Origin of the sequence: Sphingobacterium humi (assembly GCF_009768885.1) — a bacterium.
GTDB lineage: Bacteria > Bacteroidota > Bacteroidia > Sphingobacteriales > Sphingobacteriaceae > Sphingobacterium > Sphingobacterium humi.
In genome coordinates, this window is sequence record NZ_WSQA01000004.1 from 125,531 (window position 1) to 151,417 (window position 25,887).

25 protein-coding genes are annotated in these 25,887 nt (G+C 44.6%); 10 read left to right on the plus strand and 15 right to left on the minus strand.

The window, feature by feature from the left end; all coding sequences use genetic code 11:
* Positions 1-6: 6 nt before the first annotated feature.
* Positions 7-1,191 carry an ROK family protein gene (locus tag GQF63_RS06565; protein ID WP_160368423.1) on the minus strand — a complete coding sequence of 395 codons (1,185 nt, stop codon included), beginning with the start codon at positions 1,189-1,191 and terminating at the stop codon, positions 7-9.
* 210 nt (positions 1,192-1,401) lie between these two features.
* Between GQF63_RS06565 and GQF63_RS06570 the strand changes: the two genes are divergently transcribed.
* Positions 1,402-2,613, plus strand: a complete 1,212-nt coding sequence (locus GQF63_RS06570; RefSeq protein WP_160368424.1) for an acyltransferase family protein — start codon at positions 1,402-1,404, stop codon at positions 2,611-2,613.
* Positions 2,614-2,732: 119 nt separating this feature from the next.
* Positions 2,733-3,011 (plus strand): 30S ribosomal protein S15, encoded by a 279-nt coding sequence (gene rpsO / locus GQF63_RS06575; protein ID WP_149527210.1) that lies wholly within the window; start codon positions 2,733-2,735, stop codon positions 3,009-3,011.
* Between the two features lie 142 nt (positions 3,012-3,153).
* Here the strand turns inward: rpsO and GQF63_RS06580 are convergent, their stop codons facing one another.
* Complete coding sequence (locus GQF63_RS06580; RefSeq protein WP_160368425.1) at positions 3,154-4,929, minus strand: aminopeptidase P family protein; 1,776 nt, start codon at positions 4,927-4,929, stop codon at positions 3,154-3,156.
* A gap of 128 nt (positions 4,930-5,057) precedes the next feature.
* Between GQF63_RS06580 and dacB the strand changes: the two genes are divergently transcribed.
* The 5 genes from dacB (at position 5,058) to GQF63_RS06605 (ending at position 10,853) form a co-directional block, all read left to right on the plus strand.
* Positions 5,058-6,491, plus strand: a complete 1,434-nt coding sequence (dacB, locus tag GQF63_RS06585) for a D-alanyl-D-alanine carboxypeptidase/D-alanyl-D-alanine endopeptidase (protein WP_160368426.1) — start codon at positions 5,058-5,060, stop codon at positions 6,489-6,491.
* 32 nt (positions 6,492-6,523) lie between these two features.
* Entirely contained in the window at positions 6,524-8,803 is a 2,280-nt protein-coding gene (locus GQF63_RS06590) for an NADP-dependent malic enzyme (RefSeq protein ID WP_160368427.1), read from the plus strand.
* A gap of 10 nt (positions 8,804-8,813) precedes the next feature.
* Positions 8,814-9,398, plus strand: coding sequence for a Holliday junction branch migration protein RuvA (gene ruvA / locus GQF63_RS06595; protein WP_160368428.1), 585 nt, complete (start codon positions 8,814-8,816; stop codon positions 9,396-9,398).
* Positions 9,399-9,482: 84 nt separating this feature from the next.
* The gene (locus GQF63_RS06600) at positions 9,483-9,965 is read left to right on the plus strand and encodes a GAF domain-containing protein (RefSeq protein WP_160368429.1); all 483 of its coding nucleotides are present in this window, start codon (positions 9,483-9,485) and stop codon (positions 9,963-9,965) included.
* A gap of 162 nt (positions 9,966-10,127) precedes the next feature.
* The gene (locus GQF63_RS06605) at positions 10,128-10,853 is read left to right on the plus strand and encodes a hypothetical protein (protein WP_212592484.1); all 726 of its coding nucleotides are present in this window, start codon (positions 10,128-10,130) and stop codon (positions 10,851-10,853) included.
* Here GQF63_RS06605 and GQF63_RS06610 read toward each other — a convergent pair.
* The 11 genes from GQF63_RS06610 to GQF63_RS06660 form a co-directional block, all read right to left on the minus strand.
* Positions 10,819-11,739: a WD40 repeat domain-containing protein gene (locus tag GQF63_RS06610; protein ID WP_160368431.1), complete on the minus strand. Its 921-nt coding sequence runs from the start codon at positions 11,737-11,739 to the stop codon at positions 10,819-10,821. The two genes, GQF63_RS06605 and GQF63_RS06610, sit on opposite strands and share 35 nt — an antisense overlap.
* 114 nt (positions 11,740-11,853) lie before the next feature.
* Positions 11,854-12,441 carry a bifunctional phosphoribosyl-AMP cyclohydrolase/phosphoribosyl-ATP diphosphatase HisIE gene (hisIE, locus tag GQF63_RS06615; protein ID WP_160368432.1) on the minus strand — a complete coding sequence of 196 codons (588 nt, stop codon included), beginning with the start codon at positions 12,439-12,441 and terminating at the stop codon, positions 11,854-11,856.
* 12 nt (positions 12,442-12,453) lie between these two features.
* Positions 12,454-13,209: an imidazole glycerol phosphate synthase subunit HisF gene (gene hisF / locus GQF63_RS06620; RefSeq protein WP_160368433.1), complete on the minus strand. Its 756-nt coding sequence runs from the start codon at positions 13,207-13,209 to the stop codon at positions 12,454-12,456.
* Position 13,210: 1 nt separating this feature from the next.
* The gene (locus GQF63_RS06625) at positions 13,211-13,963 is read right to left on the minus strand and encodes a 1-(5-phosphoribosyl)-5-[(5-phosphoribosylamino)methylideneamino]imidazole-4-carboxamide isomerase (RefSeq protein ID WP_160368434.1); all 753 of its coding nucleotides are present in this window, start codon (positions 13,961-13,963) and stop codon (positions 13,211-13,213) included.
* A gap of 15 nt (positions 13,964-13,978) precedes the next feature.
* Positions 13,979-14,569 (minus strand): imidazole glycerol phosphate synthase subunit HisH, encoded by a 591-nt coding sequence (gene hisH, locus GQF63_RS06630; RefSeq protein WP_160368435.1) that lies wholly within the window; start codon positions 14,567-14,569, stop codon positions 13,979-13,981.
* Between the two features lie 33 nt (positions 14,570-14,602).
* Entirely contained in the window at positions 14,603-15,742 is a 1,140-nt protein-coding gene (gene hisB / locus GQF63_RS06635) for a bifunctional histidinol-phosphatase/imidazoleglycerol-phosphate dehydratase HisB (RefSeq protein WP_160368436.1), read from the minus strand.
* The gene (gene hisC, locus GQF63_RS06640; protein ID WP_160368437.1) at positions 15,742-16,800 is read right to left on the minus strand and encodes a histidinol-phosphate transaminase; all 1,059 of its coding nucleotides are present in this window, start codon (positions 16,798-16,800) and stop codon (positions 15,742-15,744) included. Before hisC ends, hisB begins: the two co-directional genes overlap by 1 nt.
* Before the next feature lie 54 nt (positions 16,801-16,854).
* Positions 16,855-17,766 (minus strand): ribonuclease Z, encoded by a 912-nt coding sequence (locus GQF63_RS06645; protein WP_160368649.1) that lies wholly within the window; start codon positions 17,764-17,766, stop codon positions 16,855-16,857.
* A gap of 4 nt (positions 17,767-17,770) precedes the next feature.
* Complete coding sequence (locus tag GQF63_RS06650) at positions 17,771-18,148, minus strand: STAS domain-containing protein (protein ID WP_160368438.1); 378 nt, start codon at positions 18,146-18,148, stop codon at positions 17,771-17,773.
* Between the two features lie 14 nt (positions 18,149-18,162).
* Complete coding sequence (locus GQF63_RS06655) at positions 18,163-19,113, minus strand: phosphoribosylaminoimidazolesuccinocarboxamide synthase (protein WP_160368439.1); 951 nt, start codon at positions 19,111-19,113, stop codon at positions 18,163-18,165.
* Between the two features lie 33 nt (positions 19,114-19,146).
* Positions 19,147-20,130, minus strand: coding sequence for a PhoH family protein (locus tag GQF63_RS06660; protein WP_160368440.1), 984 nt, complete (start codon positions 20,128-20,130; stop codon positions 19,147-19,149).
* Between the two features lie 256 nt (positions 20,131-20,386).
* On the opposite strand from GQF63_RS06660, the gene GQF63_RS06665 reads away from it, so the two are divergent.
* Positions 20,387-21,175 carry an SAM hydrolase/SAM-dependent halogenase family protein gene (locus tag GQF63_RS06665; RefSeq protein ID WP_160368441.1) on the plus strand — a complete coding sequence of 263 codons (789 nt, stop codon included), beginning with the start codon at positions 20,387-20,389 and terminating at the stop codon, positions 21,173-21,175.
* On the opposite strand, the gene GQF63_RS06670 is transcribed toward GQF63_RS06665, so the two are convergent.
* Positions 21,176-21,763, minus strand: coding sequence for a hypothetical protein (locus GQF63_RS06670; protein ID WP_160368442.1), 588 nt, complete (start codon positions 21,761-21,763; stop codon positions 21,176-21,178). It abuts the gene before it with no gap.
* 3 nt (positions 21,764-21,766) lie between these two features.
* Entirely contained in the window at positions 21,767-23,005 is a 1,239-nt protein-coding gene (locus GQF63_RS06675; protein WP_160368443.1) for an LVIVD repeat-containing protein, read from the minus strand.
* A gap of 362 nt (positions 23,006-23,367) precedes the next feature.
* Here GQF63_RS06675 and GQF63_RS06680 point away from each other — a divergent pair, with 362 nt between their 5' ends.
* Positions 23,368-23,928 carry a hypothetical protein gene (locus GQF63_RS06680; RefSeq protein WP_160368444.1) on the plus strand — a complete coding sequence of 187 codons (561 nt, stop codon included), beginning with the start codon at positions 23,368-23,370 and terminating at the stop codon, positions 23,926-23,928.
* A gap of 55 nt (positions 23,929-23,983) precedes the next feature.
* On the plus strand, positions 23,984-25,819 hold the full coding sequence (locus GQF63_RS06685) for an ABC transporter ATP-binding protein (protein ID WP_160368445.1): 1,836 nt from the start codon (positions 23,984-23,986) through the stop codon (positions 25,817-25,819).
* Positions 25,820-25,887: the final 68 nt, after the last annotated feature.

The window sequence follows — 25,887 nt, forward strand, 5'->3', positions numbered from 1 at the left end:
TTTGATTTATAATTCTGTTAATTGTTGTTTTAAAAAGTTCTTATCGGCATTAGCAACGGCCACACAGGCGGTTCCTAATAATTGTATATGTTCGGTAGCTGAAAATTCAATCTTGGTATTGGCCGAAAGCCGGGGAATACTGAACTCCAATAAGGAGCGCTGGATTTCCGGAAGCAAGACATGCTTCGCCTTGGCACCACGACCCGAGATGACCACCATGGCCGGATTAATGATGTGGATGAGGGTCGCAATCCCTTTACCCAGCATATAACCAATGCGACGCAGCGCTTTGATGGCTAAGGGATCGCCCGCATTGCCGGCTTCTAAGAGCTGATCGCCAGTGATATACCCATTTTTACTGAAGGTCGCTTGCAATTGCGATTCCTCGCCGGCCTCCAACATTTCCTTGGCATTTTCGCGCGCTGCAATCAGCGAAGCCTCCACTTCTAAACAGCCCCGCTTGCCACAAGAGCAAAGTTTGGATAGGTTTGACAAGGGGATATGGCTGAATTCACCTGCATAACCGCTATGACCGCGGTACAAATCATTATCGATAATCATCCCTAGCCCTACGCCCCAGTTCAGGTTCACCACCATAACGTTCTTTTCGTCCTTGCCCTTACCGAAGTTATGCTCGGCAATGGCAATGGCCGTTGAATCGTTTTCAACAAAAACAGGCAGCTTAAATTCCTGCTGCAGGTTTTCCTGAATGGCAAACAAAGGGGAAGTTGATGGGAATGAATTATTAACTCCTGTCACACTGTCTACAAAGCCCGGCACTGTTAGCCCAATGGCATAGACACGCGCATTAGCAATCTGCTTTAAGGTTTTAGCAATTAGACTACATAAAAGCTCGTACGCATTTTCTTGCTGTAATGGGATAAACTCGGTTTCTATGCTGCTTTTAGTCTTGTTATCGAAGTCCATTACCACGACCGAAGTATAATACTGGTCCATCGCTACACAAAGAAGTAGGGGCAGGTTGTTGGCATTTAAGGCGAAGTTGGTTGCTCTTCTTCCACCTGTAGATGGTGCTAATCCATCGGGGAGCACAATTTTCTCCACAATAAGCTTATTTACCGAACTGGTAATGTTAGGCACACTTTTTCCTAATGCCGTACTGAGTTCTGCAATCGACTGCGCTTTCGCAAAGTATAAACGCTTGATTATCGATAATTTAAGCTTTTCCACAATTGTCTAATTGGTAATATTGGGGTAAAGTTAAATTAATTTAATAATAACTTCCAAATACTTTTTAAAATATTTAATAAGTGAGCGTAAGTTCCTTAAAATCTAGCTTCTACTTGCTAAAAAAAATGGAATATATTTTCCAAGTTTGCTAAGATTTTAGCTTCCCCCGCCGTAAGCCTTAGATTTTTGTATCTTCGTTTAATTATTAACATGAAACAGCGTTATTACTCATTAGATGTCTTTCGGGGTGCTACGGTCGCCTTGATGATCATGGTGAACAACCCAGGTAGCTGGTCGTATGCGTTCGCCCCCTTGAAACATGCTCCATGGCATGGTGTTACTCCTACAGATTTAGTTTTTCCGTTTTTCCTCTTTGCCGTGGGAAATGCGATGTCCTTCGTGATTCCTCGCTTGCAGGAAGCAGGGCCTGCCGTATTTTGGAAAAAAGTGATTAAAAGAACGGTACTGATTTTCCTGATCGGACTGGGCCTAAACTGGTTTCCATTTGTTCAATGGACCGATGCCGGTTTCCAGTTTCGGGAATGGGTAAGTTCTGTCGATCCGGAGAAAGGTGTCCGCATTTTAGGGGTTCTCCAACGTATCGCCTTGGCTTATTTCTTTGCCTCCATCCTGGTGTATTACATTAAGCCTCGGGCATTAATCTATGTGTCGGCACTTATTCTATTTGTCTATTGGGGAATGTGCGCCTTCTTGGGCACCGGCGATCCGTATTCGTTAGAAACCTGGTTTGGTACAGATTACGATAAAGCGATCTTAGGTGTAGCGCACATGTATAAAGGCGAAGGTGTTCCTTTCGATCCGGAAGGAATTATGAGTACCCTGCCGTCTATTATTCAAGTAGTATTCGGTTATTTAGTGGGTGTATATATTAAAAATCAGGGGCAAGTGGATTGGTTGTGGACGAAAGTTCCGGCCAGCAAAGAACCGCACTTCAAATTATTATCCGGTTTGTTTGTAACCGGCTTTATCTTACTTGTATTGGCTTGGGCCTGGTCTTTAGGCTTCCCAATCAACAAGAAGATCTGGACGAGCTCCTACGTGCTGTATACCACCGCCTTGGGCATTATGACCATCGGCAGCATGATTTGGTATATCGAAGTGCAAGGGGTCAAGAATAAATTCACGCAGTTCTTTGATGTCTTCGGGAAAAATCCACTGTTCATCTTTGTGTTAAGCGGACTATTGCCGAAAGCTTTAGCCCTTATCCGGATTCCTGCAGGGACTAACGAAGCTGGTGAGGCTATTTTTACAAGCCCATTGCCTTGGTTCTACAAGAATGTATGTGCCCAGATTCCGGGTATTCCTGAGATAGGCTCCCTGGCTTACGCGCTATGTTTCATCGCTGTGATGTGGGTAATCGGGTATTGGTTAGACCAAAAGAAAATATACATTAAGGTGTAAGGATGGCTAATTCCTTGTTTTTTAAGTTTTTCTAGCAAATAAATTTGAGAAATAAAGGAAATGCATGTATCTTTGCAGCCAATTAATAAATTTTTTAACGCTTTAATATTATTCAAGAGATGTATTTAAGTAAAGAATACAAAGCTGATATCTTCGCAGAATTTGCAGGTGCAGCAGCAAACACAGGTTCTGCAGAAGGACAAGTAGCTTTATTCACTAAAAGAATTGCTCACTTAACTGGGCACTTAAAAAACAACAGAAAAGATTTTAACACACAACGTTCTCTACAAAAATTAGTAGGTAAGCGTCGTTCATTATTAGCTTATCTGTACAAAAAAGATATCGAAAGATACCGTGCTATTATCAAAGCATTAGGTTTACGTGATATTATCAAGTAAGCTTTTAGGAAAAAGTTTTTTAAAACCGACATCTTTGCATGTCGGTTTTTTTTATGGCCTAGACCCCAGGTCTTCCCATAAAAAATGCGAAGTCGGCATGACTTCGCATTTTTTAATCGGTATCAGTGAAGGATGTTGATCCTTAGATTGCTTTTGTTTTCTCGGCTAACCAAGCGGTCTCGGCTTCGTCTAAACTAGGGCTCAATTGCTCGAATACCCAAGCATTGTAGTTATTCAACCAATCGATATGCTTGGCATCTAATAATGATTTATCCACTAGATCTGTGGCGATATAACAAATCGTTAGGGTTTCGAAATCCATAAACTCTCCGAAGTAGTTCTTCTCGATGGTTTTGCTGTGTACCAGGTTCTCGATACGGATACCGTATTTTCCTTCGCGGTATAAACCCGGCTCAATCGAGGTAATCATCCCTTCCTCAACCGGAATATCTATGGCCGAGGGGTTGAAAACATGCGGTCCTTCATGCACGTTCAGGAAGAAGCCAACACCATGTCCGGTACCATGTCCGTAATTACGGAACATATCCCAAAGCGGACGACGGGTCATGGCATCGATTTGATAGCCACGGGTTCCTTTCGGGAAAACAGTCGTCGAGCCTTCAATCGTTCCTTTCAACACCAAGGTATAATCTACTTGCTCTTCGGCTTTGATGTTTCCTAAGGAAACAACACGGGTAATATCGGTCGTTCCATCGCGGTATTGACCTCCGGAATCCACCAACAATAAGCCTGATGCCTTCAGAGTAGCATTGCTTTCCTCGGTTGCTTTATAATGTGGCAATGCCCCATGCTCCAGATAACCGGCAATGGTATCAAAAGAAATATCCACAAAATCTTCTTGCGCTGCACGGAAGCCTTGCAATTTATCGGCGATGGACATTTCGCTCAAGGTTCCGGAAGCTACATTTTCCTCCAACCATTTAAAGAACTTGGTCAGGGCAACTCCGTCTTTGCGCATGGCATTACGCGTATGGGCAAGCTCGGTTTTATTTTTAACGGCCTTCAACTGCGTGGAAGGGTTAATATCTTCAACAATAGTTACAGCGTCAGGCACGGCATCGAAAATCGCGAAACAAGTACGTTTCGGATCCAAAAGAATGTTCGCTGTGGCGACGTTGCGGATAGCGGTGAAAGCCTCTTCATAAGGGGCTACCGAAACGCCTGCTGCTTTTAAGCTGCTGATGGCAGCCTCGTCTAATTTACCCGATTGAATATATAAGGTACATTGCTCCGCATCTAAATAAAGGAATCCTAAGACTACAGGATTACATTTTACATCATTACCGCGGATATTTAATATCCAGGCAAGGTCATCAAGGGAGGATACAAAATGCGATTGTACACGTTTTGCAGCCAACTTAGCGCGAATGGCAGCCAGCTTATCGGCTGTGGACTGTCCTGTGGTTTCTACATCTAAGAGGTAGGCAGGTGCTGCAGGTAAAGCCGGACGGTCTTGCCATACGGCTGATAATAGATCAACATGGCCATCGACTTGGATGCCTAAAGGCAATAATTCGTCCTGTACGGCTTGTGCTACTGCAACGGCAGCGAGGTTGCCATCGAATCCTACCACCTGTCCTTTACTTAATTGATTGGCCAACCAGGTCGCATACTCTGCTTTCCCTTGCACCTGAAGCTTAACCAGCTCAAAGCCCGTACCGGCTAATTGCTCCGTTGCTTGTACAAAGTAACGGGAGTCCGTCCATAGGCCTGCGAAATCCTGCGTAATTACCAAGGTTCCGGCCGATCCGGTAAAGCCTGAAGTCCAAGCAATGCATTTAAAACGGTCTGGAAGGTATTCGCTGATGTGCGGGTCCGAGGAGGGAATAATATAGGCATCTACACCCTTTTCTTTCATCCCTTGACGGATGGAAGCTAATTTCTCGATGTATTTCATTATGTTATTTTTAATTATCCTTGCAAGTTATAAAAACTATAGTAATTAATGGTTTTACTTCATCATAGAATTGAAATTTTACAATAATTATGTACGAGATGTGCGGTATAATGCGATATTTGCTACCTATGAGAAGAATTTTTTCTTGTCTGTGCCTTTCTGCTTTTTTACTTGTCGGAGGAATTGAAACGACTGTAGCACAAACGGCAAAGACAAAAATCCAAAATGCTTACCAGCAATTTAAGGGTGCTTCCGCTATGACCAATGGCCAGGCCTCCTTAACGGTTATCAATGCGAAAACCGGCGAAATTGTGTTCGAGGACAACAGCAAAGTAGGTCTTCCAACGGCCTCCACCCTCAAGGTGATGACCTCCATTACTGCCTTAGACCTCCTGGGACCGGATTACACCTTCCCCACCAGCCTGTACTACACCGGCACGATTGATTCCATCGGAACCTTACATGGCGATATCATTATCGAAGGATCGGGCGACCCGACCCTAGGTAGCGACCGCTATGCGGAGCATAATGCCGAAACCCTGTTGAATAAATGGCGTACGGCAATTGTGGAACTGGGAGTGAAACAAATTGAAGGCCGTATTATTGCCGACGATTCCAAATACAAAGGGAACCAAGTTCCGGGCACCTGGATGTGGACCGATATGGGCAATTACTATGGCGCCGGCATTTCTTCCCTAAACTGGAAGGAGAATAAATTGGAGGTGCAATTTACGCCTGGCCGCCCCGGCAGCATGACCCAACTGGCATCGCATAATGTTCCGCCATTTTACCAATTGGTAAATGAGGTGAGCACCGGTGCAAACCAATCGGGGGACAATGTGTATGGCTATGCCGCCCCTTACTCAGACATCATTTACCTACGTGGAACATATGGCGCTGACCTCAAGAAAACCATTGAGCTATCTAGCCCCGACCCTGCCCTAGTTTTGGCTTACGATTTATCCAAAGCCTTACTGACAGATTCTATTATCGTCGCTGACTCCTTAATCAGCACGGCGAGCCTATTAAAGATTCAGGGCGAACCCCAGACCTGGAATCAAGGAAAACAAAAGCTTTTAACCGTACAATCGCCTAAGCTGATCGATATCGTACATTGGTTCAATCAGAAGAGCATCAACCTGTATGGAGAGGCGCTATTAAAGGTTATTGGCGGTATTTCTGCCAATAAATTCGAGACCGAAGAAGCGGCCTCCTTAGTAGCTAAATATTGGGAAAACAAATTGAAGATTCCTGTCGGTGAGATTAAGACCTACGATGGATCGGGATTATCCCCGCAGAACCGCGTGACCAGCAATGCCCTGGCCCGCATTATGCAATATGCCAAAGGACGCCCTTGGTACCAAGGCTTCCTGAAAAGCTTACCTACCATCAATGGCACCAGCATGAAAAGCGGCACCATTGGCGGAACCCTCGGCTATACCGGCTATCAGAAAGCCGCCGATGGACAAGAATACACCTTCTCCCTGCTGATCAACAACTACCACGGAGGAGCTGGACGCATGCGTCAACAGATGTTTAAATTATTAGATGTATTAAAATAGCAGTCCCTAAGCAGGACGAAATCAACAAAGTTATGAGCAATAACAACAGAAAGAAAGATGCACTTCAGTACCACGCCATGGGTCGCCCGGGTAAAATTGCTGTCGTACCAACAAAACCACACAGTTCACAACGAGATTTAACACTAGCGTATTCCCCAGGGGTTGCTGAACCCTGTTTAGCTATCGCTGATAACCCGGAAGACGCTTATAAATATACCGCAAAAGGAAACCTGGTTGCCGTAATTTCTAACGGTACTGCCGTATTGGGATTAGGTGATATCGGTGCCCAAGCGGGAAAACCAGTGATGGAAGGCAAAGGCTTATTATTTAAGATCTTCGCCGATATCGATGTTTTCGACATCGAGCTAGACACCAAAAATGTCGATGAGTTTGTCAACATCGTGAAAGCCTTAGAGCCTACATTCGGAGGTATTAACCTGGAAGACATCAAAGCGCCGGAGTGTTTCGAAATCGAACGCCGCCTGAAAGCCGAGATGAATATCCCTGTGATGCACGATGACCAACACGGAACAGCGATTATTTCTGGTGCTGCCCTAATCAATGCCTGCGAATTGCAAGGTAAAGACATCGCCCAGGTGAAGATTGTTGTTAATGGTGCTGGTGCTGCTGCTATTTCCTGTACGGCCATGTATGTAGCTGTAGGCGCGAAGAAAGAAAACATCGTGATGTTGGATAGCAAAGGCGTTATCCGTACTGATCGGGATAACTTAGATGCAACAAAAGCCGAATGGGCAACCGATCGTGATATCCATACCTTAGCCGATGCTGTAAAAGATAGCGATGTCTTTATCGGACTTTCCAAAGCGGATGTGCTTACACCGGAAATGTTGAACTCCATGGCGCCTAAGCCGATTGTATTGGCGATGGCCAACCCGAACCCGGAGATTGCCTACGAGTTAGCCATGGATACACGTAATGACATCATTATGGGTACAGGACGCTCAGACTATCCAAACCAAGTAAACAACGTATTGGGCTTCCCTTATATTTTCCGTGGTGCCCTAGACGTACGCGCAACGGCCATTAACGAGGAAATGAAAATTGCCGCCGTTAAAGCAATTGCCGATTTGGCTAAACAACCCGTACCGGAAGAAGTAAACATCGCCTACAACGCCAATAATCTACGTTTCGGTACAGAATACGTTATTCCAAAACCAACTGACCCACGCTTGATTACCGAAGTTTCTATCGCTGTTGCGAAGGCAGCAATCGAGTCTGGTATTGCGCGGAAGGTGATTGAAGACTGGGATGCTTATCGCGAAGAATTGCACAAGCGCCTCGGCAAGGAAGAACGTTTAATCCGTAACATTACAGCGAAAGCGAAGAACAATCCGAAACGTGTTGTCTTTGCGGAAGCGGATAACTATAAAACCCTTCGTGCGGCGCAGATCGTCAAAGAAGAAGGTATTGCTTTCCCGATTCTATTGGGTAATAAGCAGAAAATCGAGAATTTAATCCACGAGTTTGCTTTCGAATTGGATGGTGTAGAGATTATCGATCCGCAAGCAGAAATCAAATCAGAGCGTTTCGAGCGTTATGCCGAGCACCTGTATCAGAAAAGACAGCGTCGTGGCGTTAATAAGCTAGACTCGCGCAAGCTGATGACCAACCGCAACTACTTTGCGGCAAGTATGGTGGAGTTTGGCGACGCAGATACCCTTATCTCCGGCTTAACACGCAACTATGCTTCTACTATCCGCCCGGCCTTGCAGGTTATCGGTGCGAAACCAGGATCCAGAGTTGCCGGTATGTACATCATGATGACTCCAAAAGGGCCATTATTCTTTGGGGATACCACCGTAAATGAAAACCCAGGTGCACAAGAACTTGCTGAGATTGCCGTCCTATTAGATGCTGCCGTAAAACGCTTTAACATCAAACCACGCATAGCGATGCTCTCCTATTCTAACTTCGGTTCCAATGATGGGGTAACTTCCGATAAGGTACGTGATGCTGTTAAGATTTTACACCAATCGCATCCGGAAATCGTTGCAGATGGTGAAGTACAAGCCAACTTTGCCTTAAACAAAGAGATGTTGGCCGATAACTTCCCGTTCTCGACCTTGAACGGCGAACCAGCAAATACCTTGGTATTCCCGAACTTAGAGTCTGGAAACATTGCTTATAAACTATTGCAATCCGTAGGCAATGCGGAAGCAGTAGGGCCAATCTTATTAGGCATGAACAAACCGGTGCATGTGTTACAATTAGACAGCTCGGTTCGTGAAATCGTAAATATGGTAACCATTGCGGTTGTCGATGTGATTGAACACCAAAACAACCCTCAATAAACGCATTAACATGTACGAATACTTCAAAGGAAAACTAGTATTTAAAGCCCCTACCCACGTTATTATCGAGGTAGCAGGCATTGGCTACTATGTGCATATTTCCTTAACCACCTATAGTCAGATCAAAGATCAGGAAGAATGTAAGCTCTTTATCTCCTTCCAGGTTCGCGAGGATGCCCATACGCTGTATGGCTTTGCGACCGAAGCAGAACGCCACCTCTTTGGTCACTTAATCTCGGTATCAGGGATTGGCCCGAATACCGGACGGATGATGTTATCCTCCATTACCCCGGAGGAAATCCAACAGGCCATTATCATGGGTCAGGTTGCTGTTATCCAAAAGATTAAGGGCATAGGCCCGAAGACCGCACAACGCGTTATCCTGGAGCTGCAGGATAAGTTGAAAAAACAAGGACCAGATGCATTAATCCCTTTACCGGTGTCGAAACCTTCTTCTTCCGAAGAAGCATTAACCGCCTTGGTGATGCTAGGATTCCCGAAGGCACAGGCAGAAAAGGCACTCCATGCCATCTTACTTGCCGAACCGGATCTCTCGGTCGAACAACTGATCAAAGCAGCCTTAAAAAGGCTTTAATACAACGGGGAAGCAGCAGCTTCCCCTTTTTTATATCCCTATGCTTTTTTGTATTTTTGTACTCGAATAATAATATACCCCGCTATGGCAGAAGATTTAGCCTTAATCCAAGGCAGCAAAGAAGAACAATACAGCTCCCTCCTTCCTCAAATCAAAGGACTTATCAGTCACGAAACCAATCAAGTCGCCAACATGGCCAATATCTGTGCTGCCCTGAAGCAGCAGTTTGATTTCTTTTGGGTCGGCTTTTACCTGGTCGAAGGGAATGAGTTGGTCTTAGGCCCCTTTCAAGGCCCCGTTGCCTGCACCCGCATTGCCTATAACCGTGGCGTATGTGGCAGCGCATGGGCAAAGGAAGAAACCCTCGTGGTTCCCAATGTCGATGAATTCCCCGGCCATATTGCCTGCAGTTCCTTATCCAAATCGGAGATTGTTGTTCCTATCCTAAAAGATGGCAAGTGTATCGGCGTGCTGGATGTGGATAGTGCTGATTTAAACAGCTTTGATGAGGTTGATGTAAAATATCTTCTACAAATAATAAATAATTTCGTGGAGAACATTATTTGAGTATATTTGTTTCACTAACTAGACAAACGGATTAACTTAAATTACCTACCATGAATGGAAACGCGCAAATTAGCCCTTCTTAATCTTCTTATTGTATGTATCAACTTCACGTGGATTTTATACATAGATTCTAAGGCCCTGTTTGGTAATTCACTTTACCGGATGTTTTCTTTATACCCTACGCATTTAACACCAGCCGATTTTACCTTTAAAATCTGGCTTATGGTAGGCTTCAGCATGATGTTCGTCTCTTGGTTAATGTATCGGGAAACCGGCGGACAGCAGCGCAATCCCAGAATGATCATGAAGGTTAAAAAGATAGATTACCTCCTGATCTTAAACCAATTGTTCTGCGGCATGAGTATGGTGATGAAGCTAAATGAATACCATATCGTGTCGGTATTCTTTTCCGTCCTCTGCTTAATTACGCTGTTAATAATCAATCAGCGGTTAGAAATTCACAAATTAACTTCCAATTCCTTCACAAAATACTTTATTCGCTTATCCTTTGGTTTGTATACAGGCTGGTTATTGTGTGTATTTGCCTTTAATTTCGTCACCATCTTCGTGAAAAACGGTGTGATTGAATCGGAATTGGAGCAATACATAGTAGATTTAGGGGTTATCTGCTTAACATTTGCCTTCGCGATGTATTATTCCGTCATCAAGTTGCTCCCTACGGTATCCATGAGTTTCTCTTGGGGCTTGTTTGGAATTCTTTACCAAAACTGGCAACAACCCGCTTACGACAATTACCCTATCCTAGTTCCTTTGATTGTCCTATTTGCTGTAGGCCTCTTGGCATCCGGATATATTTTCTATCGTTGCAATATCAAGCGAGTACCGGGAAAAGTTATGGAGCCACGGAATTCAACTTCCATACCTTAACGGTTTTATCGTCACTCACAGTGAAGATACGGTCGGCTTCCCACAACATGGCATTGATGGAAAGCAGATGCGAATCGTAGCCCTTGTCACGTGAAACATTCTTCAACAAGCTCATATCTTCTTCTTTCCAAATCTTAAAGCTTTTGTCCCGGCTGGCAGTAGCTATTAATCCCGGATAATCCGACTTATCAATACCATACACGGTAAACATATGCGGGGTAATCTGCTTATTGATGCCTAAGTTCTTTGGGTTTAGTTGGAAAAGCTGTGCATCACGACCACCGGAAAGCAAATGCCCATTGCTATACAGCAAGCTGGTCACCGGCAGGCTATGCACCTGTCTTTTCATGATTTCCTGATAATCGCCGGCTTGAAACAAATGGATAAAGCCATTCTTATCACCTAGGGCGAGGTGCTGTTCATCGGGAGCCACTGCAATGGTGCGCACGGTGGTATCCGATACTTTAAAACGATACAGTAATTCGAAGTTCTCCAAACTCCATACATAAGCATAGCCTTCCTCCCCAATGGCAATCATCTCCTTCTTCTGGGGCAAGAAAGCGATGGCGAAGATCGCTCCGGCTTCTGTTTTCAGATTAGCATGCAAGGCCTGCGCAGCAGGATCGATGACCAAGAGCTGGCCCGAGCGCAAACCTGCCGCCAAATAAGGCGTACCGGGAATCATCTTCAACACATACACCGAAGCACCCACCTTACATAGCAATTGCTGAAAGCGCATCTCCTTTAAATCCCAGGCGACAATGCCTTTGTCATTGCCGGCGGTGTATAACACATTCGGATCACTGCCCAAGCTAAGGGCAAATATAGGGTTCTGGTGGCCGGTTAAGGTTCCTTCGAGGCTGATGTCAAGGTTGTTTGTATGCATGTCTCACAAAGATACCTAGAATAGCTATACCATGCCAACCCCGAATATCGGCTGGATGTCAATAAAAAAGGGATCCCATGCTTTGAGATCCCTTTTCTGATGCTTTATGCTGCTCTACTGGTGTCTACTTTCCAGGTTAGCAGCAATATCTTTTAAGCTCAATCCTTTTGCGCGTAGCAGCACAATGAGGTGAAATAGCAAGTCCGAAGACTCGTTAATAAAATCTTTCTCGGTCTCTGCCAAGGCAGCAATCACCGTTTCTACGGCTTCTTCTCCAACCTTCTGCGCAATTTTATTCAAGCCACGCGTCCGCAAGCGATTCACATAGGACTCTTCGGAAGGGAAGTCAAAACGATGCTTCACAATCCCCTCTAAGCGATGAATAAAGTTCTGGTTGTAATCTGTATTGAAGCAGCTTCTCGTGCCGGTATGACAGGTAGGCCCTACGGGATGGACTTTAATTAACAAGGTATCCTGATCGCAGTCGATATGCGCCGTATCCAGGAATAAGAAGTTTCCACTTTCTTCACCTTTGGTCCATAGCCTATTCTTGCTTCTGGAAAAAAAAGTTACTTTCCCCTCGGCTTGTGTTTTTTCCCAGGCCTCTTCATTCATATAGCCCAACATCAGTACCTCCAATGTCTCTGTATCCTGAATTACTACAGGCACTAATCCCTCGCCTTTACTAAAGTCAATTGTCATCCTCTTTTTTATCTATAACCTTACAGGCACCTGCTGTTGCTGCAAGGTTTGTTTTAATTCGGGTATAAGTATCTCACCATAGTGAAATACGGATGCCGCCAAGGCAGCATCTACATGCGCTTGCTGAAACACATCAACGAAATGCTGCGCATTGCCTGCGCCTCCAGAAGCTATTAATGGAATACGGATCTGTTGGTTTATTTTATCCAACAAATGGATATCAAAGCCCTGTTTTGTGCCATCATGATCCATCGATGTCAATAAGATCTCGCCGGCCCCTCTGCTTTCCGCTTCCTTAATCCAATCCTCGGTTTGAATGTCAGTTTGATCCCGGCCACCGCGGAGGTGTACATAGTTCTTCCCCTCAACCAAGCGCGTATCCACCGCAACAACCACAAACTGCACCCCGAAAGTACGGGCCAGCTCATCAATAAGCTTCGGATTACGAACTGCTGCCGAGTTGATGGAAATCTTATCGGCACCCGCGTTCAATAACACGTCGGCATCGGCCAGCTCATTAATTCCACCACCAATGGTAAAGGGAATATTAATTTGCGAAGCAACCGCTTTCACCAGGTCTACGGTTGTTTTGCGACGCTCGTGGGTCGCTGTAATATCCAGGAACACCAACTCATCGGCACCTTGCTGCGAATATTGCCAAGCCAGTTCCACCGGATCACCGGCATCGCGAAGGTCGACGAAGTTTACCCCTTTTACGGTTCTGCCATCCTTCACATCCAAACAAGGAATAATCCGTTTTGCCAGCATCTTAGAACCTAATTAATGCTTTTAAATTCCACTCTTTAATCTCTTCAATGCTGATTCGGTTTTCATAGATCGCCTTACCGACAACAACTGACTCCATTTTACCCAGCTTATTTAAAGCCTCGATATCTTCCATGGAGCTGATACCACCCGAACCAATCAATTTAATAATCGGCGAGTGGTCTAATAATTTCTTATACAATTCAACGCCTGCACCACCTAGTTTTCCGTCTTTACTGATATCTGTACATAAGAAACGGAAGAAGCCAAGGCTTAAGCATTTGTCGATATATTCAATGAGTTTAATCGGTGAGCTTTCCAACCAGCCCGAGTATTTAATGACTTCATCCAATACGTCGATAGCAATAACAATATGTTCTGCATATTTCACTCGGCCTTCGTTCAGTTTACTCAACTCTTCCAAGAAGGTCGGGTTAGTAATGGCTTGGGTACCCACAATGACACGATAAACACCAGCGTCTACTAATTCTTTTACCTTCTCAATACTACGTACGCCACCACCATACTGCACCTTCATATCGGTTCTTTTGATGATTTCGAACAAGTATTCCTGATTAGAGAAGTCGCCTTTGGCGCCGTTTAAGTCGATGATATGAACAATCTCGGTTCCATTCGCATGGTACTTTTGAATTTGTTCTTCTAAAGATATCGGATAGGTTGTTACATCGTCGTAATTCCCCTCTCTTAAGCGGACTACCTTTTTGTCCAATACGTCAATTGCAGGTATAATATACATATTCGTTAATTTCGGTTAAAACTTTGCAAAGTTAAGTAAAAGTTGCTCGCCTACCGCACCTGATTTTTCCGGGTGAAACTGCACCGCCCAGAAGTTATCTTTGGCAATGGCTGCAGAAAACTGCAAACCATAATCGCAGGAAGCAATGGTATAAGCTGCATTATACTCAATAAAGTAAGAATGCACAAAATAAAAATAGGAATTGGCCGGAATGCCCGCAAATAGCGGACAGCTAGGGTCAAACTGCAACCGGTTCCAGCCCATATGCGGCACTTTTTCCCCAACACGCTTATCAAAGTGTAACGTCTTCAAAGGGAAAATATCCACGAGATCGGCATTGCCCTCTTCCGAGAAGCTAGTCAGCAATTGCATGCCTACACATATGCCTAACACAGGCTTTTTTAGCTGTTTGATCGGCTCCACTAGCCCTCTATTCTGCAATTTCTGCATCGCCGCACCCGCATGCCCCACCCCAGGAATAATAATCTTATCGTATTGTTCCAGCTCGGCCGGCGTATTCACCATGCCGTAAGGAATCTGCAACCTTTTCAGTGCAGCGGTAATCGAAAAAATATTCCCAGCTTCGTAATTTACTATCCCAATCATAAATCCAGCGCTATTCAAATAGGGTTCAAAATCTTATAACAGTCCTTTCGTACTTGGCAGTTCCATATGCTCTGCATCTCTACGAACGGCTTTTTTAATGGTTTTCGCCAAAGCCTTAAATATAGCTTCAATCTTATGGTGCTCATTGTCACCGCTAGCCTGAATATTCAAGTTCGATTTAGAAGCATCCGAGAAAGATTTAAAGAAATGGAAGAACATTTCCGTTGGCATATCGCCAATTTTCTCGCGCTTGAAGGTGGCGTCCCATACAATCCAGTTTCTACCTCCAAAATCCAAGGCCACCTGCGCCAGGCAATCATCCATCGGCAAAGTATAAGCATAACGTTCAATACCGCGCTTATCGCCTAATGTTTTCAGGAATATCTCGCCCAAGGCAATACCTGTGTCTTCAATGGTATGATGCTCATCGATATGCAAGTCACCTTTGGCCTTTATCGTCAAGTCTAAACCGCCATGACGCGCCAATTGATCCAACATATGATCAAAAAACGGCAATCCTGTGCTGATATCCGATTTCCCGGAACCATCCAAGTTCAATTGAATATAAATATCCGTTTCATTGGTTTTACGGTGATGCTCGGCCACACGGCTGCCCAATTTCAGGAACTCATAGATCGATTTCCAGTCTTTGGTTTCCAAGGCTACCGCAGCACTATCAATCGCATGGTTTTCTAATTTGCCCAAGTCATCGTTATTGCGCAACCATATCGCTTTCGCGCCTAGGTTTTGTGCCAATTTCACGTCATTTACCCGATCGCCGATCACAAAAGAGTTCGCCAAATCGTAACGTGCCGTATCAAAATAATCGCCCAACATGCCGATTCCCGGTTTCCGGGTAGCTGCATTTTCATGCGGAAAGGTTTTATCGATATGCTCTTTCGCAAAAACAACGCCTTCACCTTTAAACGTGTCGATTACCAATTGATGCACCGGCCAGAAGTTTTCTTCCGGATGGGAATCTGTCCCCAAGCCATCTTGATTAGACACCAGGATAAGCTCGAAGTCTAGCTCTTGGGCAATGCGGGGTAAGTATTGCAAGGCACCAGGGTAGAATTTCAACTTGGAAAAGGAATCGATCTGCTCGTCTTCAGGCTCCAGGATTAAGGTCCCGTCTCTGTCAATGAACAATACACGTTTTAATTGATCGGCCATTATAAATTCGAATAAAAGGTTTTGATTGATTTTATTAAGTGTTTATTTTCAGTTTTTGTACCTACCGTTATGCGCAGGCAACCCTCACATAGGGTTACTTTAGAACGATCGCGCACCACCACACCTTGCCCGGCCAGGTAGTCGTACAATCCCTTTGGATTGGCCAACTTCACTAAAACAAAGTTCGCATCCGATGGGGTAATATGCTCCACCTGCTCCAGCATCGCCAGTTCAGCCACCAATACTTCGCGCTCGGCAACGGTGGCTTTAATCCACTCATTAATAATGTCTACACCATCTAAGGCTTCCAACACCAAGTCTTGGGTGGCCTGATTGATGTTATAGGGTGGTTTAATTTTATTGAACACCTCAATGATCTCGGTGCTGGCAAAGGCCAATCCCAAGCGTAAAGCAGCTAGGCCCCAAGCCTTAGAAAGGGTTTGCAAAATAACCAGGTTTGGAAATTCCGCCAAAGCCTTGGTAAACGATTTATGCTTGGAATAATTGATATAAGCTTCATCAAGCACCACAATCCCAGGGAAGTTTACCAATATCGTTTCGATATCCTGAGCATGAATGCTATTTCCGGTCGGATTATTGGGTGAACAGATAAAAATAAGCTTGGTAAACGGGTCTATAGCTTCCGCAATGCCGTCCAGGTCCAACTGATAGTTCGCGGTTAAATTCACCTTTTTAACGGCTACATCGTTAATATTGGCCGATACCTCATACATGCCATAAGTAGGTGGCACCAAAATCACGTTATCTACCTGCGGGGTACAGAATGCGCGGTATAAGATATCAATTGCCTCATCCGAGCCGTTGCCCAAAAACATGTTTTCGGCAGGCACACCTTTAATGGAAGCGAGTTTATGTTTGAGTTGATGTTGTAGGGGGTCAGGGTATCGGTTGTAATCATGGGATAAGGGCGATCCAAAGGCGTTTTCATTTGCATCGAGCCATACCGAGGCTTCTCCTTTAAACTCATCTCTAGCAGATGAATAGGGAACCAATTTCTTAATATTGTCCCTAAGCAGTGCGTTTAAGTTGAACGACATGTTGTTGTTTATAAAAATTAGAGCTGTAAATATGGGGAAAAATTACTTAAATCGCTAAACTAAAAACCATTTCCCCTCCACAGAGAGTGCTGTATCAGGAAAAATAGCCTGTGCCTCCTCCAAAAGGGGGCTAAGGATTTTATAACGAGCCGAATAATGGCCCAACAGTAATTTCTTGGCTTGCACTTCGCGCGCTATTTCTGCAGCCTCCAAACAGGTGGTATGGAAGGTTTCCTTGGCCCGATCTAGCATTTCATGCAAAAAGGTGGATTCATGGTAAAGCAAATCGACCCCTTCAATGGCTTTCAGGTAAATAGGCGAACGCACCGTATCCGAACAATAGGCATAGGCCCGTGATGCCGGTGCCGGATAAGTAAGCTCTGCCGCCGGAATTAAATTGCCTTCCGCATCCACATAATCAATGCCGCGTTTAATGGCTGAAAAATAAGGCTTGGGAATATTCAGCGCTTCCAATCGTTCGGGAATTAAGGTCGCATTACGCTTGCCCTCCTGAAACCGAAAGCCCGTGCAGGGAATGCGGTGCACCAAGGGGAAAGAAGTAACCTGAAGCATGCGCGATTCATAGATTACTTCTTCCTGCAAGGCATTGGTGGGATGAAAAATAATTTTATACCTGATTTGGGTCTCCGAATGCTTAAAATGCAGCTCCAAGATCTCCTCTAAAGGAGCAGGGCCATACAAATGCAAATCAGACTTACGCCCAACCAGGTGCATGGACGATAAGAGTCCGATCAGGCCTAAATAATGGTCGCCATGCAAGTGACTAATAAACACATGGCCAATTCGGTTGCTTTTTATACCATAACGGCTAAGCTGCATCTGCGTCCCTTCACCGCAGTCAATTAAAAACAACTGCTCGTTGTAATTGACCACCTGCGAGGTCGGGTGCCGTTCATAAATGGGCGTAGCTGAGCTATTGCCTAGTATAAAAACCTCAAAACGAATCATGTTAATTTTGCTCCTGCTTCAAATCTAATCGGATTTCATTTCCAAAGATCAGATCCTTTGCCTTCTCCACATTTGGGGTAATAATAAAATACTTGTCTAAACCCAGGGATGTAATGAAATGTTTAACGCCATCATTCAAGTTGGTTAAGATAAACAAGCCACCCAGCGACTTACATAATCGGCGAGCCAATAAGCCGGTACGGATACCTGCTTCATCGGTCTCAATCACCTGGTTCATGTCTAAAACAATATTACGCTGTCCGCCCGTATTGCGCAGCATAAATTCTCCTTTTAAACTTGCGGCAGCATTCCCATCAAGTTTCTCCTGTAGTGGTTCAATAACCACATAGCGTTCATGCTTATCTACCGTAAATTTCATAATATATTAAAAAGTTAGTATGTCAAGGTTTTTAAAGCCTGGCTCACATTCCGCTCTACGCGCTCCAATACCTGCTCGGCATCCGGATATACAAAAGCTTCGCCCGTAATATGTTCAAAAAGCTCAATATAACGTTCTGAAATGGATTTTACAATTTCATCCGTCATTTCCGGAACCTGTTGCCCCTCTTTCCCTTGAAATCCGTTCTCAATTAACCATTGGCGAACGAATTCTTTGGAAAGCTGCTTTTGGGCTTCCCCTTTTTCCTGACGTTCTTCGTAGCCATCGGCATAAAAATAACGGGAGGAATCCGGCGTATGGATCTCATCGATCAGATAGATCTGTCCATCACGCTTCCCAAACTCATACTTGGTATCCACTAAAATCAAACCGCGCTCCTTCGCAATTTCACAACCACGTTGGTATAAGGCTTTGGCATACTGCTCCAATTGGCTGTATTCTGCTTCACTCACAATGCCCTGCGCAATAATCTCCGCTCTGGAAATATCCATATCATGCCCCACTGCCGCTTTGGTGGTTGGGGTAATGATAGGCTCCGGCAATTTATCATGCTCACGAAGACCCTCAGGTAGGGTTTCCCCGCATAATACACGACCACCATCGCGGTAAGTACGCCATAAATGCCCTGAAGCATAACCTCGGATAACCATTTCAACTTTATAAGGTTCGCATTTGCGACCAATCGTCACGTTTTCATCCGGCACGGCGACCACCCAATTGGGGATGATATCGCTGGTTGCTTTCAGAAATTTCGACGCAATCTGGTTCAGCACCTGCCCTTTGTAAGGAATGGCACGGGGTAACACCACATCAAATGCCGAAATCCGATCCGAAGCGATCATCACTAAATAGTCTTCTGCTATGCTGTATACGTCCCTAACTTTGCCGCGGTAAAAGGCGGTTTGCTTGTCAAAATTGAAATTTGTTTCTTTTATTGTATTCATATAATTTGCGTTCGCACGCTGCTAATCTGCGATTTAAATATCTCCGTACGCCTCTAATATGCGTTTCACGAGTTTATGTCGAACGACATCGGAGCCACTTAAATAGATCATATCGATGCCTTCAATATTATCCAATATCTTCACGGCATTTATTAAGCCCGACTGGGTTTTCTTGGGTAAGTCTACCTGGGTCATGTCGCCCGTTACAATAAACTTCGCCGTGGGCCCCATCCGGGTCAGGAACATTTTCAGCTGCATATCGGTAGCATTCTGCGCCTCGTCCAAAATCACAAAACAATTGTCTAAGGTACGGCCGCGCATAAAGGCCAATGGTGCCACTTCAATGGTTCTGTTTTCCAGATAACCCTTCAACTTCTCCGCCGGAATCATATCATCCAAGGCATCGTAAAGTGGTCGTAAGTAAGGGTCTACCTTTTCTTTCAAATCCCCGGGCAAGAAACCCAGGTTTTCCCCCGCTTCTACCGCCGGGCGGGTTAGAATAATCCGTTTGATTTCTTTGTTCCGCAGTGCACGAACCGCCAAAGCCACCGCCGTATAGGTTTTTCCGGTTCCTGCCGGACCAATAGCAAACAAAATATCATTCTTGTTAATGCTATCGACCATCCTGCGTTGGTTGGGTGTTCTTGCCCGTACGATAATACCGTTCGGACCATACACAATCGGTTCGCCCTTGAAAGCGGTTGCCGGTTTATCCGTTCCATTTTCCGACGCCACAGCCGTTGCTGCAGGTACATGCACATCAGAAACCGCCCCTAATAGGCCTTCTAAGTCGAGTAAAGAAAGGGATTGAAACTGATTGACGTGGGCTTGAATATTCGCGAAGACTTTTTGAAATTTATTCCGTTCATGTTCTTCTCCCAACACTTTGAGGCTATCGCCCCGGGCGACGAGTCGCAACTTGGGAAAAACTTTTTTAATAAACTCAAAATTCTCATTCTGCGCCCCCCAGAGTGTCACTAAATTGACAGCATCTAAATTGATTTCTAATTCGCTCAAATTTTATCGTTATTAATTTCTAAGAATAAATTCATTAACCGCACTAGTTTGCCTCGATAAAGATAGAATATTTTCGAAATTTCTTGGATATTTCTTTCATTTCTAAACCAAAAATACAAACTAATTGTGCAGAATTAAAAGCAATTGCATGCTTAAATTCAATTAGCATTTAGCAATCTAGTTACTTTTCCTATTTTTGTATTTCATTTATCAAACAAAAACTAGTACTTTTCTCTTCAGGGGCACTGAAAAACAAATGGGAGTAATTACGTTAACCACAGATTTGGGACATCGCGATTTTTATCAAGCTGCGCTGAAGGGCAGTATTATTTCGCAATTGCCGGATGTGCGCATTGTGGATATTTCGCATGATATACCCTCATTCAGCATTCAGCATGCCGCTTTTGTCATCAACAATGCGTACCCCTATTTCCCCAAAAGAACCGTGCACCTCATCGGTATCGATACGGTCTTTCAAGAAGGAGCAAGATATTTAGCCATGGCCTATAAAGGTCAGTTTTTTGTAGGCGCCGACAATGGTATTTTCAGCATTATATTGGGCGAAGATCGCCCCGATGAAATGGTCGAAATTAATATCATGCAGGACCTGCGCTACTTACACTTTCCATTGGCCGACATCCTGACCAAGGCCGCTTGCCATATTGCCAACGGCGGACGCCTTTCGGGCATCGGCATGCCGATCAATAATCAGGTGCAGAAAGTAACCTTCCAACCCGTGTATAATCAGAACAGCATCAAAGGCCATGTGAGCTATATCGATTCCTTTGGGAACGTTATTAGCAACATCAGCAAGGAGCTTTTCAATAAATTGCAAAACGGTCGCGACTTTATCTTGCGCTTCAAGCGGAATGAAACGATTTCAAAAATGAGCTGGCACTATAATGAGGTTGCCGAAGGCGAGAAACTATGCCTATTCGGCATCAGTAACTTCCTGGAAATCGCCATTAATAAAGGGCATGCCAGCCAATTGTTGGGTCTTCATCAAGATGAAACGATTCTGATCGAATTTATCGACCCGCGTTAATTAAAACCCGAAGCCCAACCGTAGGCTAAGCCGTTCCATCAGCACGTTTCTTTCCCAGGCTACGACCTCACTCCCAAAACCCGGGATATAGGAGTCCATTTGCAGCTGCTGCGCACCTTTCTGCTTGAGTTCCACACGTTGGGTTTGATAGCCAATTGCAGTTTGCAACAGGCTACGCCTGCCCAACTTCCAACGCCAGCCTACCTGCGGATTTACCTTCAAGCCTCCGGAAGCGGTCCAGTTACTTTCCGTTTTCGGCAAAAAGGCAAAGCCATAACCCAGTTGTAGGCCAGCGAAGAAAGAACTTCGTTGCGCTGGTTTCAGCACGTAATTTCCACCTAGGCTAATCGGCAACATCCAAACCGTGTTTACCCGATCGAATTGATACTTTTCTGCCCCGGTAGTACCGAGAAATTCAATTCCCGCCTTATACCTAAAGCCATGTGCGGTAAGGGCGGTAAAACCCGCCTCCTCCGACCCGGTGCCATAAACAAGAACACCAACCTCATTTACATTGATATAGCGATGTTGTGCGTACAGCCCAAAGCAAAAGCCTAACATCAGCAAGGTTAAAAACATTTTCTTCATGGCTTATCTGATTTTAGGGATGCTGATTTCGCTAATTAATTTCAACTTCGCACGATTGGTATAATCGTATTGGGAAAGCCCTTTTTGATGCACCACAAGTAAAGATTTTGGCCCCGGAATAAGGTCGTATACCATCGGTAATTCCATGCGTTCCAAGAGGTTATCGGAAATCTTCATCACATCCCGAGCATCAAATGTTTTTAAGCCTTGCACACCATCGCATACGTAGAGGTAGGAATCTACCTTTGCTAAACCATAAGGGTTTGCCATGGGGTAACGGGTCTGTAATTTTGGTGCCCGAGGATCTTGTATATCGATCACCTCCAGCACATTGCTACCGCCACAGAACGAACCCGCACGCAGGGTCACATAGGCATACTTATCATCCACCACCACCGGGTCACAGGCCCGAATATGGCTATATACACTTAACTGCTGCGGCGCTTCCGGCGTACGGATGTCAAAGATGACCATCCCGGTAGTCGAGCCTACAAACAGCTTATCTTTATAGGGAAAAAGCGTCTCAATACCGTTAAACAAGGTCATATTTTTCACAAAACGGGGCTTAGCCGCCTCCTTCACATTGTAGATAAATAGATCCTTGATATCAATGGCATACAAATGCTCCTTGGCAATGCTGAAACGCGCCAAGGAACCGCCCTGCCCGCTGCCAGAAGAATTGGAATCTAAATATAGAGTTTCATATTTGATCCAGGGATTATAGGTGCGCAGGTAGGATTCGTGGACAATAGTATCCTTATAATCAACGGGTACCCGAATCTGCTCATTGAGGCTTACATCAATGCGTTGGTTTAGGTAGGTGCTAAACCTATTCTCATCCCGCTCTAACAATTTGGGCTGTTGAATCTGCTTGATATCAAATACCAGCAAGTCTATATAGCTATCGGCATAAAGCACATCATCCTTGACCGCCATATCCACATTCCCCAAAATCGGAAGAAAACCAATCGCTGTGGGTTTTGCCGGATTACTGTTATCGTAAAAATGTATTCCCTTTTCCAACTCATTGATGAGCACATAATCTTTATAGCTATATATTTTGCCTACCCGACCAAAGGCGACCGGACTTTCCATCTTGATCTCTTGCTTACGGACTTCCCCTAAGCTTTTATAAATGGGTGTACTAATACGGTAGGTGCTATTCTCTTCAATCTTATCGCAACTAAGGAATAAGAAACTGAAGCAGCATAACACGAAAAAAATAGGATTTAATTTTTTCATAATCATTGGTAATAATTAGTTCTGCCTCTTAAACGATGCAATCAACATACAATGCTACAAGCGAACGGATTTAAAATTGAATGCGGTTGATCTTTACTTTTGCAGGCTGTTATCTTTTCCCAATCAGGCCCCTTTCATAAGCCTTTGCAAAGGGGATTGATACGGGTGTGAAAGGGGAGTGAAAGGGGGGTGAAAGGGAGGAGCTTAGTAGTTAGTATTGAGTAGTTAGTAGTTAGATGTTTGGTCGGTTTAAAGCAATAAGACTTTGCTGCTCGCTTTCCATTCCTGTTTAAATTTTATTAAATTGGGTAAGCATATACCAAATGAGGCGCCTAGGCGTTTAAACATTTTAAATCATCTGCATGAAGTTTTACACTTTTTTAGCGAGTATTTTCTTTTTTCTAGGGCTACTGCCTGTGGCGATGGCCAATCAGGATAGCACCATGCACAAGGCGGATTCTTTGAGTTATGAGTCGCAAAGGCAACGGGTGAATAAACTATTGGACGACCGTAGTCGTCGTTTTGGCGAATATTCGGCTTCCTTGGAAAAGAAAACAGGCATTTTCGGTTTGTTCAAAACCAAGAAGGATATGCAAAAGTCGATTGATATTTTGCGGGCCTTGGTGCTGAACGATAACAACATCTTTATTGAAACGCGTAAGCTGCTGGAACTAAAGGACTCCCAGTCCATCCGCTACCAACAGTTGGCATCGGAGTACGACAGTCAGGTAACTGCCTATATGCGCACCATTACCAAGTTACAAAATGAAAACGAGAGCCTGCGCGCCCAACTGAATCAACAGGAAGATGGCGGCAAAAGCAGCGGTATAATGCTTTATGTGGCCATTTTCGTCATTATCGTCTTGCTTTTCCTCTTACTATCGGCTTATAAAAAGCAAAAAGGCCAAAAAGTGACGGAATAGTGATAAGAAGACCTTATTATATACTTACTTTTGCGCAAAGCGTAAATTAAAATTAATGGCCAGACCGAGATTGAATAGTGGAGATTCGCATTCGGAGGAACTACCTAAACCGAAGTTAAACAAGGAAATCCTGCGAAAAGCGATTAAGATTTTTTCTTATATAAAGCCCTTTAAGTGGAAATTTATCATAGGGATGGTCTTCTTGATTTTATCCAGCTTAACCATGCTTACCTTTCCGGCATTGCTTGGGGCTATGATTGATGCGGCCCAAGGCCGGCAAACCTTTCCCTGGCTACCTGCTGACGTGATGTACATCGGCTCTGTGGCAATTATTATTCTGTCCATCCAATCGATTATTTCCTTTTTTCGAATTCGTTTATTTGTAGAGATTGCAGAAAAAGCACTGTCCAATATCCGGAAAGACACTTACCATAAGCTTATTACCCTGCCTATTGATTTCTTTGCCAATCGGCGTGTGGGCGAGTTAAACAGCCGCCTATCGGCAGATTTATCGCAAATTCAGGATACTATGACCACGACACTGGCCGAAATATTACGGCAGACCATCAGCTTAGGCTTTGGCGTGGTGCTCTTGGTATGGGTATCGCCAAAATTGGCCTTAATGAACTTGAGTATTCTACCGGTTATTATTGTGGCGGCCTTAATTTTCGGACGTTTTATCCGCAACCTCTCCAAGCAGTCGCAAGATCAATTGGCAGATTCTAATTCCATTGTGCAGGAAACCTTATTGGGCATTTCGAATGTGAAGGCCTTTGTAAACGAATATTACGAAGCGAACCGTTATGGTCAAAAACTAAATAAAGCGGTGAGTTTAGCCGTGCGGGGGGCTACCTTCCGCGGCATCTTTGCCTCCTTTATTATTTTCTGCATCTTCGGTGCGGTTATTTTAGTGATTTGGTATGGCGCGTCATTGGTTTCCAGAGGCGAAATATCCGTGGGCGACTTAACGACCTACATCCTATACTCCATGTTTGTGGCAGGCTCTATGGGCAGCTTCCCCGAGCTTTATGCCAGCATTCAACGCTCGCTGGGTGCCAGTGAACGCGTATTGGAAATTTTAAACGAACAACCCGAAGATATTCAGGTGGCGGAAAGCGATAAGGAAATTCAACAACGGTTAACCGGTGACATCTCCTTCGAGCACATCAGCTTCGCCTATCCTACGCGTCCGGATATCCAGATTCTAAAAGACATTTCTTTTCACGTGAAATCGGGCAAGAAACTCGCCATCGTCGGCCCTAGCGGCACGGGGAAATCGACCATTGCTTCCCTGATTTTACAATTCTACCAACCATCATCGGGCATTATTCGTTACGATGGTATCCCGGCGAACAGCTTATCCCTAACGGATATTCGAAATCAGGTGGCTGTTGTTCCGCAAGATGTGTTGCTTTTCGGCGGTACCATTCGCGAGAACATAAGCTATGGCAACCTGCATGCCGATGGCAACGATATTATTGCCGCTGCACAACGCGCCAATGCCCATCAGTTTATTATGGGATTCCCCGACGGCTATGATACCATGGTGGGGGAACGCGGGGTTAAACTTTCCGGGGGCCAACGCCAGCGTATTGCCATTGCGCGTGCTTTATTGAAAGACCCGGCCATTTTAATCTTGGATGAGGCTACCTCTTCCCTGGATTCTGAATCGGAACGCATGGTGCAATTGGCCTTGGAGGAATTGATGCGTAACAGAACATCCGTGATTATTGCGCATCGCCTATCCACCATTCGGGATGCCGACTGCATTATTGTGGTGGAAAACGGTATTATTTCAGATGCTGGTACGCATCAGGAATTGATGACCAAAGGCTCGGGCCTTTATCAGCATTTATACCACCTGCAATCCTTACAAGCGATTGAAAGTTAATTTTTGTTAATTTCTGAAAACCCTAAACATTTTGGCTTCTTGCTTGTTTAAGATTATAAATAAGTAAA